This window comes from uncultured Jatrophihabitans sp. (assembly GCF_964246335.1).
Classification (GTDB): domain Bacteria; phylum Actinomycetota; class Actinomycetes; order Mycobacteriales; family Jatrophihabitantaceae; genus Jatrophihabitans.
Map to the genome: position 1 here is coordinate 52674 of NZ_CAXTQF010000005.1, position 16848 is coordinate 69521.

Below are 16848 nucleotides of genomic sequence, written 5' to 3' on the forward strand. Positions count from 1 at the left end.
CTCAGTGCAGGTAGATGCTGTTCGGTCCCGGGGCGGTGATGCGCGATCCGGGCCCGGAGATCGCATCGGGCGACGTGTCCAGCTTGACGTAGGAGTACTGCCCGCGGACCCCGTCGTTGCTCGTCAGCCCGGAGCAGCCGTCTCGCAGGTTCTCGCAGTCGAAGCGCTTGCCGCTCGCCAGGTGCACGTCCAGCCGCGACGGGTAGTAGAAGCTGAACGCGTTGCCGTCGTGATCGGGGTCGACCTTCTTCTCGGCCGCGTCGTCGCGCCACCGGTTGGACAGCAAGCGCTGGTCGGCGCTGCTGTCGTGTTTGACGTACTTGTCGAACCACGCGGTGGTGTACCAGTCGATGAGGTCCGCGCCGCGCAGCGAGGCGCCGAACGCCTGGTTCGGGATGAAGGAGAAGTCCAGGTGCGAGCCGCCGCGGATGATGATCTCGCCCGTGTCGACGCCGTTCTTGGTGTACTGGTGCGTCTCGACCGACTTCGCGTTCGGATCGGGCTGCGACGTGTTCGGCGTCGGCGGCAGGCCGTAGTCGGCGGACAGCCCGAGCCCGGGTTTGGTGATCGGCACGACCTTGCGCGCGGCCGGGTCCGCCGGGCAGTCCTGCTCGCCGATCGAACCGGAGCCGCCGGGCATGCTGCCGCTGCTCGGGCCCGGGCCGCCGAGGTTGTCCCACGCGACGACGGCGCTCACGCGCGGGTCGAACTGCGCGATGTAGGACACGCCCGCCGCGCCGTAGGAGTGGCCGGCCAACCCGATCTGCTTGGTGTTGAGCAGCTGCCAGAACGGGTTGTAGGCCGCGTCGAGACCCGCCTTCGCGCGCGACGTCTGCTCGGCCGCGTGGCTGGTGCCCGTCGTGCAGCTGGGCACCGGCTGGTACGGGTGGCTCTTGGTCGAGAGGAAGAAGTTCAGTGCGTCCTCGGTGCCGTCGTAGAACGGCCGGCCGTCACTCTGGGCCGGGAAGCCCTCGTTGGCGTCGGCCCCCTGGCCCCGCGTGTCGGACTGGCCCTGGCCCTGCGGGTCGAAGGTGAGCACCACGTACCCGGCCTTGGCCAGCGCTTGTGCGGCGTACCAGTACATCTGCTCGTCCGCCTGCACCGACCCGTTGGTGATCACGACACCGGGCCGCTTCGCCGGGCCGCCCTTCGTGGCCCACACGTGGCCGGACAGCGTCGCGCCGTTGCGCGCGGAGAACAGCACGGGCCGCACGATGCCGTAGCCGTTCGTCGCCCAGTCGTAGAGGCGCACGTCACCGGCGCAGCCGTTGCCGCCGTTCCAGCACAGATCGGTCTCGAAGGACCGTGCCGGGTCCGCCGCCTGGGCCGCGGTTGCATGGGCCAGGTTCTGCGCGCTGGCGGCCGTCAACCGGGCTTGGTACGCGGGCGTGTCGTAAACCGCCTGGCGCTGCTGGGTGATGGAGAAGTTCTTCGCCTCCACCACCGGGTCGAAGCCCGCGGCGCCGGCCGCACCCCCGAAGCCCAGCACCGCGGCGGCGGTGACCGCCGCCGCGGCCAACGGTGCGAGCACCCGCATGACGAAATGCCTGCTACAGCGCATGGAACGGTCCTCCCGGCAACGCGAAAATCGGGCAAATCGCGCCCAGCCTGAAGTGCGTCGGCCTGCCCGGCAACTCGGCACGGCAGGTATTGGCCGGCTCAGCCTGCGGCGGTCCAGGCGGCGGCGAGCTCGCGGCGTGCGTCGGCCAGCAGTTCGGGCAACACGCGGGTATGGCCGACGATCGGCATGAAGTTCGTGTCGCCGCCCCATCTCGGTACGACGTGCTGGTGCAGGTGCGCGGCGATGCCGGCGCCGGCGACGGCGCCCTGGTTGATGCCGAGGTTGAATCCGTGCGGCCCCATCACGCTGCGGATCACCCGCATGGCCTGCTGCGTGAACCGCGCGACCTCGAGGGTCTCCGCCTCGGTGAGCTCGGGATAGTCGGCGACGTGCCGGTACGGCACGGCCATCAGGTGTCCTGAGTTGTACGGATACAGGTTGAGCACGGCGTACGCGTGCTCGCCGCGCGCAACGATCAACGCGTCCTCGTCGGCTCGTCTCGGCGCGGCGCAGAACGGGCAGCCGTCGTCCGGGCCGTCACCGGTGGGCTTGTCCTGTCCCTTGATGTAGGCCATCCGGTGCGGCGTCCACAACCGGCCGAAGCCGTCCGGATCGCCGGCGAACGCCGCGGCGTCCTCGACCACCACGCCGGTCGCGACGTCGGCCGCAGCGTCATCGGCCGCAGCGTCATCGGCCGCCGCGTCGTCGGCCGCATCGTCGTCGGATTCGCTCACGCGAACATCTCGGCCGTCGGCGAGCCGTTGAACCGGCGCGCGACGGTGGAGACGATCTCCTCGATCGCCTCGTCGACGGTGATGCCGTTGCGTTGCGAGCCGTCGCGGTACCGGAACGACACCGCGCCCGCGTCGGCGTCCGTCGCGCCGGCGATCACCATGAACGGCACCTTCTGTCGCTGCGCGGTGCGGATCTTCTTCTGCATGCGGTCGTCGGATTCGTCGACCTCGACGCGGATGCCGCGCTCGCGCAGCTGCTCGGCCACCCCGTGCAGGTACGCCACCTGGTCGTCGGTCACCGGGATACCGACCACCTGCACCGGCGAGAGCCAGGTCGGGAAGGCGCCGGCGTAGTGCTCGGTCAGCACGCCGATGAACCGCTCGATGGAGCCGAACTTGGCCGAGTGGATCATTACCGGTTGCTTGCGGGTGCCGTCCTCGGCCTGGTACTCGAGCTCGAAGCCGCGCGGCTGGTTGAAGTCGTACTGGATGGTCGACAGCTGCCAGGTACGGCCGATCGCGTCGCGCGCCTGCACCGAGATCTTCGGGCCGTAGTACGCGGCGCCCCCCGGGTCCGGCACGAGTTCCAGGCCGGTGTCCACGGCGACCTGCTCGAGCACCGCGGTCGCAGCCGCCCACTCCTCGTCGCTGCCGATGAATTTGTCCGGATGGGTGTCGTCGCGCGTCGACAGCTCGAGGTAGTAGTCGCTCATGCCGAAGTCGTCGAACAGGCTCAGGCAGAAGCGCAGCAGATGCGCGATCTCGTCCGGCGCCTGCTCGGGAGTGACGTAGGAATGCGAGTCGTCCTGCGTCATGCCGCGCACGCGGGTGAGGCCGTGCACGACGCCTGACTTCTCGTAGCGGTATACGCCGCCGAACTCGAACAAGCGCAGCGGTAGCTCGCGGTAGGAGCGCCCGCGCGCCTTGTAGATGAGGTTGTGCATCGGGCAGTTCATCGCCTTGAGCCGGTACTCGCCGCCCTCGACGTGCATCGGCGGGAACATGCCGTCCGCGTAGTACGGCAGGTGGCCCGACGTATGGAACAGACCCTCCTTGCTGATGTGCGGGGTGCCGACGTACTCGAAGCCCTCCTCGATGTGCCGCCGCCGGACGTAGTCCTCCATCTCCCGCTTGAGCACGCCGCCCTTGGGGTGGAACACCGCCAGGCCCGACCCGATCTCGTCGGGAAAGCTGAACAGGTCCAGCTCCGCACCGAGCTTGCGGTGGTCGCGCCGCTGCGCTTCCTCGAGCCGCTGCAGGTGCGCCTTCAGGTCGTCGCGCGAGGCCCACGCGGTGCCGTAGATGCGCTGCAGCTGCGGGTTCTTCTCGCTGCCGCGCCAGTAGGCGGCCGCGCTGCGCATCAGCTTGACGGCGGGGATCATCCGCGTGGTGGGCAGATGCGGGCCGCGGCACAGGTCGGTCCACTCGCGCTCGCCGGACTTGGCGTTCAGATTGTCGTACATCGTCAGGCCGCCGGCACCGACCTCGGTGGCCTCCTCGTCGGTGGCGGTGGACTTCAGCCCGATCAGCTCGAGCTTGAACCGCTCCCCGGCGAGCTCGTCGCGCGCGGCGTCGTCGGAGATGTCACGTCGCGCGAACCGCTGCCCGGCCTTAATGAGCTGCGCCATCTTCTTCTCGATGGCGTCGAGGTCCTCGGGGGTGAACGGCCGATCGGGCAGGAAGTCGTAGTAGAAACCGTCCTCGATCGGCGGCCCGATGCCCAGCAGCGTGCCGGGGAACAGGTCCTGCACGGCCTGCGCCATGACGTGCGCGGCCGAGTGGCGCAGGACGGCCAGCCCGTCCGGCGACTGCGCGGCCACCGGCTCGACCTCGATGTCGGACTCGGGCGCCCACGCGAGGTCGCGCAGCGCGCCGTCGGCGTCACGCACGACGACCGCGCCGCCCGGGCCGGTGAGTTCGACGCCCGCACCGCGCAGCGCGTCGAGTGCCGTCGTGCCCGCCGCCACCGGGATACGTGCGGCGGTGACGGATGGGCGGACGCTGGCGGTCAACGTGGGCTCCTGGCGGGGTGTGGAGAGCGAGCGGGCGACATCTTGGATGCTAATGCGATGAATCTCTTCGAATACGAGGGCACGCGCCCGACGATCGCCGATGACGCGTTCATCGCCGAGACGGCGACGTTGATCGGCGACGTGACGGTCGAGGCCGGCGCGTCGATCTGGTACGGCGCGGTCCTGCGCGGTGACGACGGGCCGATCATCGTGCGGGAGCGGGCGAACGTGCAGGACGGCACGGTGATCCACACGACGCCCGGGGTGACCACCGAGATCGGCCGCGGCGCGACCGTCGCGCACCAGTGCATGGTGCACGGCGCCGTGATCGAGGACGAGGCGCTGGTCGGTAACGGTTGCGTGGTACTCGACGGCGCCCGGATCGGCTCGCGCTCGATGATCGCCGCGATGTCGCTGGTCGCCTCGGGGAAGGAGATCCCGCCCGGTGTGCTCGCCGCGGGCGTACCCGCCCAGGTCAAGAAGGAGATCGCCGGGACCCAGGCGGAGTTCTGGGTGAACATGAACCCGCAGTACTACCCGGAGCTCGCGAAGCGGCACATCGCCGGCGTGCTCCGTGTCGACCGATGAGCCGGACCACCTGAGCGCCTCTAGGATTCGACCATGACCGCCCCCGCGTCCGTGCACGTCGAGCACTCGGCGCCGGTCGATGCCAGCGTCGCCGACGCGTGGCGGGCGCTGCAGGACCCGGAGCGCGTCACCGGCGCGCTGCCGGGCGGCAGGTTGGGCACGACCGAGGACGGCGTCACGCAGGGCCGGCTCAAGGTCCGGTTCGGCGCGATCGCCCCGACGTACCGCGGCACCGCGCGTCTGGTCGAACACAACGCCCGCGCCCACCGCGTCGTGCTCGAGCTGCGTGGCGACGACGCCCGCGATGTGGGCACCATCTCGGCAACGGTCTCCGCGACCGTACGGCGCAGCGGCGAAACCGTCGCCCTGCGCGTCGTGGCCGACGTCGAGCTCACCGGGCGCGCGGCGCAGTTGAGCAGGGACAAGCAACGAACGGCCGTCCGGCAGGTGATCGACCGGTTCGCCGACGCGCTTGTCGACGCGAACGACGAAGGAGACGATGTGACCGACGAGTCGAGCGAGAACGCGTCACCGGAGGCAGCGCAAGAAGCGGCCGCGCGCAGGCGACGCCGTCCGTCGCCGGGGCCCGCCGGGGACGCCGAGGCGGCGCCGCCCGTCGAGGCCTCCGCGCCGCAGCCGGCCGAGCAGCCGCTCGACGACCCGTCCGCCGTCGAGACGTCCTCTGCCGCTGAACCGGAGCCGGGCGTCGAAGCCGTGCCGTTGGCCGCGGAGCCCAGCGGGACGCCCTCGTTCGGCACACCCGGCGGCATCCCGGTGCCGTCCCTGTCCGACGAACCGTCGGTGAACGGTCATCTGCCGGCCGCGGGCGGCACCGACCCCGACGAGCCGCCGCTGGCGAGGATGACCCGCCAGGCGATGGCCAAGCGCGTCGCGCCCGTTGCGCTCGGCATCGTGTTCGTGCTCGCCGCGGCCCGGCGACGCCGCGGCCGTAGCGCCTGAGTCGCTAACGCACGTTCGCCGCGAACCAGTCGACGATCTCCTCCCCGGCGGCCAGCCCGCAGCCGTCGGTGACCTCGACGTGCGGCGCCTGCCAGCCGCTCGCCACCAGCTCGCCGTGCCGCGGAGTGATGCCTCGATCGGCCGCGGCCAGCAGGTCGGTGTCGAGCAGCGAGTCGCCCGCGGCGAGGACGGTGGCAGACCCGGTGCGCCGCGCGATCTCGGCGATCGCCGCCGACTTGGTCAACGCCTGCGGCACCCAGTAGAGCTTGCGGCCCTGCAGGGACACCCGCCAGCCGCGTTCCGCGGCCCACGCCGTCTCCGCGGCGACGAGACCGGCGGGCACGCGGTCTCGTTCCAGCACGGCGTAGCAGAACAGGTCGCACGCCGTCCGCAGCAGCTTCGTCCACTGCGGTGCGCAGATTGCTTCCGCGTGGTCGTGCACGTCTGCCAGCGGCGCGCTGCCGTTGAGGCCGGCGCGTACCGAGTTCGTCCAACCCGCATCGGGCACGCCGTCGACCAGCACGATGCCGCCGTTGGCCGCAACCGCATACCGCACCGGCGGCCCGGGCAGCCGCACCCGGGCGAGTTGTTCGGGCGTCCGGGTCGTCGTCGGCACGACGAGCGCACGCTCGGCGAGCACGGCCAACGACGCCGCCGCGCTCGCGGTCATGAACGCGGAGTCGACGCGCTGGTAGGTCTCGACCGCAGCGACCGCGCATTCGCCGCCGCCCCAGCGGGCCATCGCCCGGCGCGAGTAGATGAGCGTCTGATCGAGGTCGGCGGCGACGAGCACGCTCATCGCGCTGCGGTGCCGTCGGCGCCGGTCGCCCCGCGGGTGTACCGGGGATGGATCAAGCCGACGCAGCTGTAGGTCAGGTCGGCGACCTCGTGCACGGGCACCCCGCGGCGCTGCGCCAGCAGCAGCACGTGTCGCAGCTCTGCGACCGCGTCCGGCCGGATCAGCACCGCCCACGGCACGCGCCGCAGCAGCACCCGGGTCGTCTCCCCGACGCCGGGCTTCACGAGCGTCACGTCGCCGATGCCGAACCGTTCGCTCAGCTGCTCGACCTGCGCCCAGCCGGTCCACGTCGGTGTGCGGTCAGCACGGTGCGCGGCGGGCAGGTCGCGCGCCACGTGCTCGGCCACCGCACCGAAGCATGCCGCGATCGTGTCGACGAAGGCCCGGGAGACGTCTGAACCCGCGAGCTCGCGGTAGCACTTCGCGCCGTGAAATTGCCCAGGCTTGAGCACCTGCTCGTTAAGGACCGTGCGCGACACCAGCCCGGACACCGTCGAGTTCAGGCACGCCGACGGCACCAGGAAGTCCGCGCGGGTGCCGAACGTGCGCACGCACGAACCCGGATCGGCGAGCACGGCGAGATCGGCGACGAATCGGGTGCCCAGCGCCGCGTTCACCGCGGTGATCGCGGCGTCGAGCTCGCGGACGATGGCGCCCTTGCCGGTCCAGCCGTCCACGAAGACGACGTCGGCCGGGTTGTGGTTACGCGCCAGGTAGCGCAGCGCGGTGCGGTCGATGCCGCGGCCGCGCACGATGCTCAGCGTGTAGTGCGGCAGGTCGTGGCCGTGCGCGAACGCGGCCCATCGACGCATCAGCACGCCCACCGGCGTCCCCGCGCGGGCGAGTGACGCCAACACCGGTCGCGGACCCCGCTCGGCGAGCACGAGCTCGGTGACCAGGCCGACCGCATGCGCGATGCGTCGGGCGGAGGCGGCAAGCGCGTCGTCGTACAGCGCGCGGTACTCCGCGTCCGGCTGGTACTCGACGGGCAGCGACTGCGCGTAGTGCGCGCCGCCGGACTGGATCGCCTCCTCGCGTTCCTCGGTCGGTGCCTCGAGCGCAACGCCGGACAGGTCGGTGAGCAGCCACGCCACGTCGGCCGGCGGGTAGCTGCCGAAGTCCGGCCCGCGCAGTGGCGGCGGCAACGGCCGCTCACACGGCAGCACGACGACGTGCACGAGCGAGCAGTGTTCGCGCAGCGACTCGACGAGCCCGTCGCGCAACCGAGCGGTGTCGGCGTCCTCGTCGACGACCAGCACGATGTCGCTGTAGTCGCCGATGTTGTAGGCGAACCGCTCGGCCGGCCCGTCTGCCGGATGGTCGTGCGCCGGGAACCGGACGGCGCTGCGCACCGGATAGCCGTCGATGTCGTGCACCACGACCGGGGACCGCGTGGTCGAGGACATCTGCACCTCGCGGGACGGTTCGCACAGGGCGAGGCCGATCAGCAGCGGCGCATACATCAGCTCCTCGGTGCCGAGCACGAGCACGCTGCTCCCGTGCAGCGCGTCGCGCACCCGCGCCGCGACCTGCTCGGCGGCTGCGCGGGCCGCGGCGACGTCGGCGGGCACCCAGCCGTGCCGTCCGCTCTCGCGCACCCCGGCGGCCCACGCGGCATCGTGGCGTAGCACCTGGCCGCTGCGCGCGGCAGACGACGGCGGTGCGGGCAACGCGGCCGCTGCGGCAGCGGTGTGCGCGCCGAACCCGGGCGGCGCGGTGAACGTCCCGCGGGCCAGGCTGACGACGTCGATGTCCGCGCCGAGCTCGGCGGCCGTCTTCGCGACCACCGAACGAGCCGCCTCGTCGCGCAGATCCACCAGCGCGGCCAGCACGTATTGCCGGCGCGGTGTGCGGGCGTGCAGTGCCGCGATCGTGTTCAGCGCGGTGCGGCCGGTGGATAGCTCGTCGTCGACGAGCACGAGCACGGCGTCCGGATCGTCGAGCAGCCGCGGGTCGGCCGGCAGCAGTCGGTGCGCCGTGGCATGGCTGTGTTCTTCTTCGAACGCCGCGTGCGCCGTGGCGGTCGCGACGTGGCGGCGGGTCGAGTGGAGGTACGGCGCCGCGAGCTGCTCCGCGACGCAGTGCCCGAGCGCCGTGGCGGTTTCCGCTAAGCCGAGCACGACGGCACGCTCACCACCCAGTGACTGCGCGACCGCGGCGCCCAACTCGCAGCCCACCCGGTGGATCACCCGCGGATCCGCCGGGACGTGCTTGCCCAGCACCGTCGACACGAGCAGGTGCGCTCGGCGCGGGTTGTGCCGCAGCCCGAGCGAGACGAGCTCGGGCAACCGCACGTCACCGTCGAGGCTCGCTCCGAACGTGTCGGCGACCCAGCTGCGCGACGTCATCCGTGCAGGCCGGCGCCGAGCAGGTCGACGAACGAGACCCCGTCGCGCGCGACGCCGAACGCATGTGCACGCAGCATCGTCCGGCGTGCCCATGCGGTGTGCGGCTTGCTCTCGTTCATCTTGTTGCCGAAGCTCGACGCGGCGGCGCCGCCACAACCGTCGGTGGCCAGCACGTCACGCGCGTCGGCGTCCTCCTCGGCCGTCACGACGGACAACGCGTGTACGGCTGCGACGTGCGTCGGGTGAATGACGGTCTTGCCGATCAGCCCGTTCGCGCGGTCGAGCACGACCTCGCGGATCAGCCCGTCGAGGTCTGCTGCGATCAGCTCGGCGCGCAGCGCGCGGTCGTCGTGCGCGGCGAACGGCGACTCGCGCAGCTGTGGTTTGAACAATCGCTCGGTAGCCGGGTAGTACTCCCACACCGGCCCGGCGACGACGTAATCGGGCGCGGCGTCGCCGACCCGGCCGAAGACATTGACCACGGCGCTCAACACGTCGGCGACGACGCGCACGTCCCACACCGTGAGGTCGCGGGCGCGCCGCAGAGCCCATGCGGCCGACAGATCGGTGGCGCCGACCCGGATCGCGGGTACGAGTTCGCGGTACTTGTCGATGAGCCTGCGCACGCCGAGCAGCGCGTCCACACGCGACTCGAGATGACCGAGCTGCGCCGACTCGAGCACCGGCATGACGAGCAGCCGGCGGCCGATCCGCTCCCCCGCCTGCACGACCGCGTCCAGATAGGCGCTGGCGTTGTCCTCGGTGAACTTCGGCACTACGAAGCCGGTGAGCGCTCGGGCGTCGTCGCCCAGGTCCGCGACCAGTGATGCGATCTGATCCACGGCCCGCACCCGCACGAACACCATGGGCAGCGCGTCGTCGCCCGCGGCGAGTTCGCGCAACTGCCGCACGGCGTTGTCCTGAGCCGCTGGCACGTCGTCGTCGGCCACCGCGTCCTCGAGGCAGATGACCACGCTGACGACACCCGCCGATGCGCATCTGCGCACGTCCTGCGCGAGCTGCGGACGGGTGGCCGGGCAGTAGAGCGCGGCGCCCATCGCCGTGCCGAGCAGATCGGGCGCGGCATCGACGCCGAATTCCTGCGGTGCACGGAGGAACAGCCGGTCGCACTCGGCGTCGGCGAGGAAGTCGAAATGCCGCATTCGCGGATGATCGCATGCCGAAATGTCGCCTGCATTCACTTTGTCCGACCAACGGACGACGCACCGGTTCTTCCTAAGCGGTAGCCGGGCCGATGCGCCACCATGAGTGCATGACGCAGATGACGATGGGCGCGAACATGCCGCTGCCCGGCCCGGCGGTGCGCGCAGCGCTGACGTGGCGGGCGGGTCCGGGCGTGCCGGACGTGGATGCGTCGGCATTGTTGCTGGGCGCCGACGGAGACGTCGGCTCGGACGCCGACTTCGTCTTCTACAACCAGCCGGCACATGCCAGCGGCGCGGTGCGACTCGTGGGCAAGACGTCCGCGCCGCAGGCCACCGACGCCGTCGACGTCGACCTGGCCGCCGTGCCGGGAACCTGCCAGCGGATCGTGCTCGCCGCGTCGTGTGACGGCGGCGTCTTCGGGCAGGTGCCGGAGCTGACGTTGACCCTGCTCGACCCGGCCTCCGGGGCGCCGCTCGCGGTGTTCGCGATGCACGCCGACGCCGAGACCGCGTTCGTCACCGGCGAGGTCTACCGGCACGACGGCGGGTGGAAGTTCCGCGCCGTCGGCCAGGGTTACGCGTCCGGGCTGGAGGGCCTGGCCGGCGACTTCGGCATCACCGTCGGCAGGCCGTCGCCGCCGATCCCGGCACCGCCGCCGCCGGCTCAGCCACCAGCCGACGCGCCCGCCCCGGCACCGGCGCGGCGCGAGCGCACATACGTCGACACGGCCGGGTCCTTACTCGACCTCGACACCCCGCTCTGACTGCCGGACAACACGGTCCGGGCGTCGAGCAACCGGGGCGCAGACCGTGTCGATCACCGGGACGCCCGCGGCGAGGTCACGGCGCCGGGCGCGTCAGCTCGCTGGTCGGGTCGATGAGGATCTTGGCGTGCCGGTCGGCACGGCCCAGGGTGTCGAACGCGCTGGCCACGCCGCCGAACCCGACCGTGCCGGTCAACACCGGCTCGGCGCGCACCTTGCCGTCGGCGAGCAGGTGCAGCGAGTCGCGGAAGTCGCGCGGCGTGTAGCCGAGCACGAAACGCAGGTCGATCTCCTTGTTGATCGCCAGCGCCGGTCGGATGCGATCGGCCTCCATGCAGACCCCGACGACGACCACGCGGGAGAACAGCGGCGCGGAGGTGATCAGCTGATCGATCACGCCGGGCACGCCGACGCACTCGAAGATCACCGGGTGCTTGGGCGTCGCGGCGCCGGTCACCTCGGCGAGCTGCCACACCCGCTCCCACGGCACGAGCGGCAGGCGGCGCAACTTGTCCATGGTCGATACCGCGAGATCGAGGACCTGTCCGGCGCGCGTCAGGTGGCCGTGCTCCTCGGCGGTGTCGAACGGCGACTCGACCGCGGGATCGACGACGACGTCGGCGCCGCACGCGCCGGCCAGCGCGCGCCGGCCCGCGGAGAAGTCGCTGGCGATCACCGTGCGCACGCCACTGGCCTTGAGCATGCCGATGACCGCCAGACCGACCGGCCCGCAGCCCACGACCACCGCGACCTGGCCGCGGCTCACCTCGCCGCGGCGCACGGCGTGCAGTCCGACAGCCATCGGCTCGGTCAGCGCTGCCAGCTCGGTGGACAGACCGTTCGGGACGGCGAAGGTCAGCGATTGCTCGGCGAGCACCTGCTCCGCGTAGCCACCAGGCGCCTTCGGCGACAGACCGGTGAGATGCACCGTGCCCTCGCGGCGAAGCAGCGGGAACGACACCACCCGGGTGCCGGATTTGAGCGCGCTGCCGGTACGCGGGCCGCGGTCGACGATCTCGCCGCAGAACTCGTGCCCGAGCACCACCGAGTCGCTCGAGCGGAAGACGTCGTCGTAACCGACCTCGCTGGTCAGGTCGGCCAGCTCGTCGCAGTGCGCCCGCGCATGCAGGTCCGAGCCGCAGATCCCGCAACGCAACACCTGCAGCAGCAGCTGCCCTGGCCCCGGCTCGAGGTCGTCGACCTGCGCAACGGCCAACTCGCCGCCGGTGCATGTCACTGCTCGCATCGCGCCCTCCTCAGTCGACCGGGTTGCGGTCGTCGCGCCAGGTGATGCGGTCGTACCCGTAGGCGCGCGCGGCCTCGCGCACGTCACCCGCGATCGTCCCCACCTCGGCCCGTACGACGAGTTCGCCGGCGACGTTGTACACACTGACCAGCACTGCGGTCGTCCCGGCGTGCAGCGTTTCGAGCGGCAGCTCGACCCGGCCGCCGCCGAACGTCGTGACCACCAGTGTGCCGCCCCAACGCAGCTCGGTACGCGATTCGGAGAACGCGTACACCGACATCCGACGCAGGTCAGGGGTTTGGCGCAGGTCGAGACGCAGGTGCTCGAATTCGTCGCGGCCGCCGACGATCACCGGCCGCCGCGACGACGGCGCATACCGGTTGCCGCCCGCCGCGTACTGCACGGTCGACGACGCACCGTCGGCCAGTTCGTACGCCGCGCCCAGCCGCAGGTCGCCGACGGCCGGCGAGCACGCCGCTTCGATCATCAGCGTGCCGATGCCCGACTGCACGCGGGTGAGACGCGCCGCCGGGTCGGCGACGCCGAGCAGCTGCGTGTGGTCCGGCGGCACGGTCAGCCCGCGCACCGGCCGGCGGGCGACCCGCGCGGCTCGGCGTGCCGCCGCCCCGCCACCGTCCGGCTGTGGTGCCGGCGTCGCGTCGGACAGGTCCAGCGAGTTGCTGACTGCGGGCGGCGGCGCGTTGCCCGCCGCCCGACCGGGGCGGTCGAAGGAGATACCTGCCGAGCCGGCTGCGGGAGCGGGCGGCCTCGCACGGCCCGGTCGGTCGAAGGAGATACCTGCCGAGCCGGCTGCGGGAACGGGCGGCCTCGTACGGCCCGGTCGGTCGAAGGAGATTGCCGCGGCCGCCTGCGGCGGGGCCGGCACGGTGCGCGGCGCCGACCGGTGCGTCAGGAACGGCAGGTCCGCGCGGGGCGGCGCGGCGGCCGGATCGGTGTTCACAACGGAATGCCGTAGTCGGCCGCGACGCCGGCGATACCCGTCGCGTAACCCTGGCCGAGCACCTTGAACTTCCACCCGCCGTCGTGCCGATACAGCTCGCCGAGGACGACGGCCGTCTCCGAGTGGAACCCCGGTGCCAGCTCCTCGGAGCGCACCAGCTCGGCATCGCGATCGGCGTCCGACACGCGGATGACGCACGAACGCAGCTGACCGAGCGTGCGGCGCTGGGCGGGACCGTCGTTCACGTACAGCACCGCGACGATGCGCGCGATCTCCGGCGGCACCGCGGCGAGGTCGACTTCGATCTGCTCGGCGTCGCCGCCGAGCGCCGCGTCGCGCTCGGCCACCGACTCGTCCGCCGAGCTGAGCTGGTTGAAGAAGACGAAGTCGCGGTCGTCGCGAGCACGCCCGTCGGCACCGCACAGGATCGCGGCGAACACCAGGTTGTCCTCGAGCGCCCGCTCGGCGCCGGCGTTCCACCGCATCCCGAGGACGGCGGTGCGCAGGCTGGGCACCTCGCGGGTCAGCGCGACGTTCGCCCCACGCTTCATCTCCGCCATGACGTCAGCGACTGTAGTGCGCGCGAGCGGCGTCAGAGATCGAGGTCGGACCGGGTGAACTTGGTGCGCAGGAAGTTGCCCTGGCTGAACAGCGCGTCGACGTCGTGCGCGCGGGCGGCCTGCAGCACGTCGTCAGCGGCGTCAGCCAGTGATTCGAGCTGCTCGCGCAATGCCGCGCGCGGGGTGCGCCCGGACGGTCCCTCGCGGTCGGTGACGGCAGGATCCAGTGCCAGGTACGCACGCAACGTCGTCGGCAGGTAATCGCCCACGATGCCGTTGATCGACACCACGGCGTAGACGTCGAGCGGGCGATCGGCTGATGTCGCGATCACCTCACGCATGATGTCGGTGACCTCACGGGCCAGCACCACGGCGTCCACCGGCAGCTTTCCGCCGTTGTGGTTGACGAACCGGATGAGCTCGACGAGCCGTTCCTGCAGCCGCTCGGGGGCGTCGTCGGCGTCGCCGGCCGCGTCCGTCTGCGGCGGCGGGTCGTCGTGGTTGCCGCGCCGGAAGAAGCCGGGCACGCCTCAGTCCGGTGCGGACGTCACGAACCGGCCGGCGGCAACTGCCCCGCAGCCGAGTCACCGGGCAACTCGGCGGTGTTGCCCTCGCCGCGCCGGGTGCGTTCGAGGTACGGCCGGGCCCGCTCGATCTGGCCCTCCAGGGCGGTGACCGTCTGCGCCATCGAATCGACCGACTGTGCGCGGAACGAGTCGATCGCGTCCATCGTCTGGAACACGTTGTCGAAGGCCGCCTGCAGCTTCTGCACGTCGATGGTGCTGCTCGCCGCCTGCTGGTTGATCTCCGCGCCCTGCTGGCGCAGCTGCTGCGACGTCGACTCGATGAGGTTGGACGTCGTCGTGTTCAGCGCGCTGATCTGGTCGAGCACGAGCTTCTGCCTCGCGAGCGCCTGCGAAACGATCACCGCGGTGCGCAGCGCGGAGATCGTCGTGGTCTGCGCGCGGTCGACGCCCTTGATCAGCTCCAGGTTGTTCTTGCGGACGAGGTCGAGTGCCATGTAGCCCTGCACCGACACCGCCATCTGGGTCATGATGTCCTGCCGCCGCTGCCGGATGGCGAACAGCGCGTCGGACTTCAGCGCGGTGGCGGCGTCGCTGTTGCCGGCAACCTCGAGCTCGCTGACCTTCTGCGTCACGGCGTCGTCGAGGGCGGAGGCGAGCGTGTTGTACTCGCTCAACTTGCCCATCGTGGTCCACATGTTCTGCTTCTCGGTCTCGATCGCCGCGTTGTCCTTGCGCAGGTCGTCCTGCCCGGAGTCGAGCGACTTGATGATCGCGTTGAGCTGCGTCTGTGCCGACTCGTAACGCTGGAAATAGCGTTGGATCTTGTCGCCGCCCGGCAACCACTTGAGCACCTTCTTCGCGCCGGTGAGGTCCGCGCGGTTGGGGTCGAGGTCGGTGACGGTGTTGCGCAGCTCGTTCAGCGTGCCCGCGACGCGGGTCTGCGCGTCGCCACCGCCGCCGCCCTTGCCGGCCTTCATGACGGCCGCCGGCCGGTCCAGCATCCGGTTCGACACGCCGGCCGACGCCCGCAGTTCCTTGTCGCCCATCGACGCGATCGAGTCGACCTTCTTCGCGAATTCCGGCGTGCGGGTGTCCATCGCGGCGAGCTCGTTCGCGAATCCCGCGGCCCGCTGCGCGAGCTCGGCCTTGCGCGCGTCGGGCACCGGGACGGCGCCCGCGGCCTGCTCCTCGGGCACGGCCTGCACCGGCTGTGGCGGGTCCAGGACGAGGCCGCCCGGCGCCGGCTGCGCAGCCGCCGTCGTGGTGGTGGGCGCCGGCTGGTTGGCGGTCGCACCGAGATCGAGCTCGGACATGTCGTGACTCCTTGCGGTACGTGCGAGTAGTGCTGTGCCGATCCTGCTACAAATGCGCGGCGATGGCCGGGAGCAGATCGCGGAACGTGCGCCCGGACGCCGGCTGACCGATGGCGGTCATCGACCAGCCCGAGCCGTCACGGGCGACCTTGGCCATGATCTGCGCGGTGTGCGTGCCGCTGCCGGTGAGCTCGTAGCGCGCGAGCTCTGTGTCCGCCTGCTCGTCGATCAACCGGCAGAACGCGTTCTCGATCTCCGAGAAGTCCTGCCCGGTGAACGAGTTGACGGTGAACACCAGCGTGCTGACCGTCGGCGGCACCGAGGCGAGGTCGACCCGGATCGACTCGTCGTCGCCCTCGCCCTCACCGGTGAGGTTGTCGCCGGTGTGCTGCACGGAACCGTCGCGGCTGGTCAGCTGCTGGAACCACACCTGGTCGACGAGGTTGCCAGTGGTGTCGAACAGCAGCGCCGACGCGTCCAGGTCGATCGTCTGCGCGCGTTTGCGGCCGAACAGGCCCTTCTTGGCGGCGGCGTCCCAGCCGAGGCCCATGCGCACCAGACGCAGGGTGCCGCCCTCCTTGCGCAGCGAGACGGTCTGCCCCTTCGACAGGTTGACGGTCATTTTCTGCCCCTGGTCCAGTTCATGCCCCAGCCGTAGGCCTGGTCCAGGGCGCGTTGCGCGCCGTCAAGGTAGTTCACCTCGCGGCGCACGACGAGCTCGCCGCCCTGGTTCTCCAGCATCGCGATGGCACAGATGCGTGCGCCGTCGCGCGTCTCGTCGAGCACGACCTCGACCGGCGCCGCACCGACCGGGTACATCGTCACCACGCCCTGCGCCGCCGCCCAGTTGGCCGCGCCCTCGTAGATCAGCGCGAAGACGAGGATGCGCCGGATGGCGGGCAGCGCCGCCAGGTCGACGGACAGGTTCTCCCCGCCCTCGACGCTGCCGGAGCGGTCGTCGCCGTCGAGCCGGATGATCTCGCGGCCGCTGCCGTCGCGGGCGGTGAACGTGTTGCCGAGTGCCTGCACGACCCCCTTCGTGCCGTCGGCGAACTCGTACAGGCAGCCGAGGTCGAGGTCGAGCGCCACGTTCTTGTGGAAGAAGCCGTGCGCCTGCGGGCGGGCGTTCCAGTTCAGGTTCACACGCAGCACGCCGCCGGTGCCGCCGTGTTTCGTCAGCGACACTGTCGGCGCCGCTTTCGTGAGGACGACCTTGGTCTGGGCCGCCGGTGCACCCCCCGGCGGGGCCGCCGACGGCGGCGGCGCGGGCGGGGTGTTGGGCCGCTTGGTGTAGTCGATCGGCATGGCA

15 protein-coding genes and 1 pseudogene are annotated in these 16848 nt (G+C 71.4%); 3 read left to right on the top strand and 13 right to left on the bottom strand.

The features are described from left to right. Position 1: 1 nt before the first annotated feature. The 3 genes from ACFFCN_RS02875 to thrS all read right to left on the bottom strand — a co-directional run bounded on the left by ACFFCN_RS02875 (position 2) and on the right by thrS (position 4307). A complete protein-coding gene (locus ACFFCN_RS02875; RefSeq protein ID WP_375489537.1) occupies positions 2-1561 on the bottom strand; it encodes an alpha/beta hydrolase in 1560 nt (519 codons plus the stop codon). Between the two features lie 98 nt (positions 1562-1659). Continuing rightward, the gene (locus tag ACFFCN_RS02880) at positions 1660-2136 is read right to left on the bottom strand and encodes an HIT domain-containing protein (protein WP_375489609.1); all 477 of its coding nucleotides are present in this window, start codon (positions 2134-2136) and stop codon (positions 1660-1662) included. 155 nt (positions 2137-2291) lie between these two features. Next, entirely contained in the window at positions 2292-4307 is a 2016-nt protein-coding gene (gene thrS, locus ACFFCN_RS02885; protein WP_375489539.1) for a threonine--tRNA ligase, read from the bottom strand. Positions 4308-4364: 57 nt separating this feature from the next. Here thrS and ACFFCN_RS02890 point away from each other — a divergent pair, with 57 nt between their 5' ends. Both ACFFCN_RS02890 and ACFFCN_RS02895 read left to right on the top strand, forming a co-directional pair. After that, positions 4365-4895, top strand: coding sequence for a gamma carbonic anhydrase family protein (locus tag ACFFCN_RS02890; RefSeq protein ID WP_375489541.1), 531 nt, complete (start codon positions 4365-4367; stop codon positions 4893-4895). A gap of 33 nt (positions 4896-4928) precedes the next feature. After that, positions 4929-5855: an SRPBCC domain-containing protein gene (locus tag ACFFCN_RS02895; protein ID WP_375489543.1), complete on the top strand. Its 927-nt coding sequence runs from the start codon at positions 4929-4931 to the stop codon at positions 5853-5855. Positions 5856-5859: 4 nt separating this feature from the next. On the opposite strand, the gene ACFFCN_RS02900 is transcribed toward ACFFCN_RS02895, so the two are convergent. From ACFFCN_RS02900 to ACFFCN_RS02910, 3 genes are read right to left on the bottom strand one after another with little or no spacing between them, the layout of a single operon-like run. Then, positions 5860-6654: an HAD family hydrolase gene (locus ACFFCN_RS02900; protein WP_375489545.1), complete on the bottom strand. Its 795-nt coding sequence runs from the start codon at positions 6652-6654 to the stop codon at positions 5860-5862. Then, on the bottom strand, positions 6651-9002 hold the full coding sequence (locus ACFFCN_RS02905) for a phosphoribosyltransferase (RefSeq protein ID WP_375489547.1): 2352 nt from the start codon (positions 9000-9002) through the stop codon (positions 6651-6653). Before ACFFCN_RS02905 ends, ACFFCN_RS02900 begins: the two co-directional genes overlap by 4 nt. After that, on the bottom strand, positions 8999-10165 hold the full coding sequence (locus tag ACFFCN_RS02910) for an HpcH/HpaI aldolase/citrate lyase family protein (RefSeq protein ID WP_375489549.1): 1167 nt from the start codon (positions 10163-10165) through the stop codon (positions 8999-9001). The genes ACFFCN_RS02905 and ACFFCN_RS02910 overlap by 4 nt, the downstream gene beginning before the upstream one ends. Positions 10166-10275: 110 nt before the next feature. Between ACFFCN_RS02910 and ACFFCN_RS02915 the strand changes: the two are divergent. Beyond that, positions 10276-10866, top strand: a pseudogene (locus tag ACFFCN_RS02915) (TerD family protein); the annotation flags it as partial. 142 nt (positions 10867-11008) lie between these two features. On the opposite strand, the gene ACFFCN_RS02920 reads toward ACFFCN_RS02915, so the two are convergent. From ACFFCN_RS02920 to ACFFCN_RS02950, 7 genes are read right to left on the bottom strand one after another with little or no spacing between them, the layout of a single operon-like run. Beyond that, complete coding sequence (locus ACFFCN_RS02920) at positions 11009-12178, bottom strand: zinc-binding dehydrogenase (RefSeq protein WP_375489551.1); 1170 nt, start codon at positions 12176-12178, stop codon at positions 11009-11011. Between the two features lie 10 nt (positions 12179-12188). Then, on the bottom strand, positions 12189-13139 hold the full coding sequence (locus tag ACFFCN_RS02925; protein WP_375489553.1) for a hypothetical protein: 951 nt from the start codon (positions 13137-13139) through the stop codon (positions 12189-12191). Beyond that, a complete protein-coding gene (locus tag ACFFCN_RS02930) occupies positions 13136-13699 on the bottom strand; it encodes a TerD family protein (RefSeq protein WP_375489555.1) in 564 nt (187 codons plus the stop codon). Before ACFFCN_RS02930 ends, ACFFCN_RS02925 begins: the two co-directional genes overlap by 4 nt. A gap of 32 nt (positions 13700-13731) precedes the next feature. Further along, on the bottom strand, positions 13732-14226 hold the full coding sequence (locus ACFFCN_RS02935; RefSeq protein WP_375489557.1) for a hypothetical protein: 495 nt from the start codon (positions 14224-14226) through the stop codon (positions 13732-13734). Positions 14227-14246: 20 nt separating this feature from the next. Further along, a complete protein-coding gene (locus ACFFCN_RS02940; protein ID WP_375489559.1) occupies positions 14247-15539 on the bottom strand; it encodes a toxic anion resistance protein in 1293 nt (430 codons plus the stop codon). Positions 15540-15585: 46 nt separating this feature from the next. After that, positions 15586-16161, bottom strand: coding sequence for a TerD family protein (locus tag ACFFCN_RS02945; RefSeq protein ID WP_375489561.1), 576 nt, complete (start codon positions 16159-16161; stop codon positions 15586-15588). Next, positions 16158-16844, bottom strand: a complete 687-nt coding sequence (locus ACFFCN_RS02950; protein ID WP_375489563.1) for a tellurium resistance protein — start codon at positions 16842-16844, stop codon at positions 16158-16160. Before ACFFCN_RS02950 ends, ACFFCN_RS02945 begins: the two co-directional genes overlap by 4 nt. Between the last annotated feature and the right edge of the window lie 4 nt (positions 16845-16848).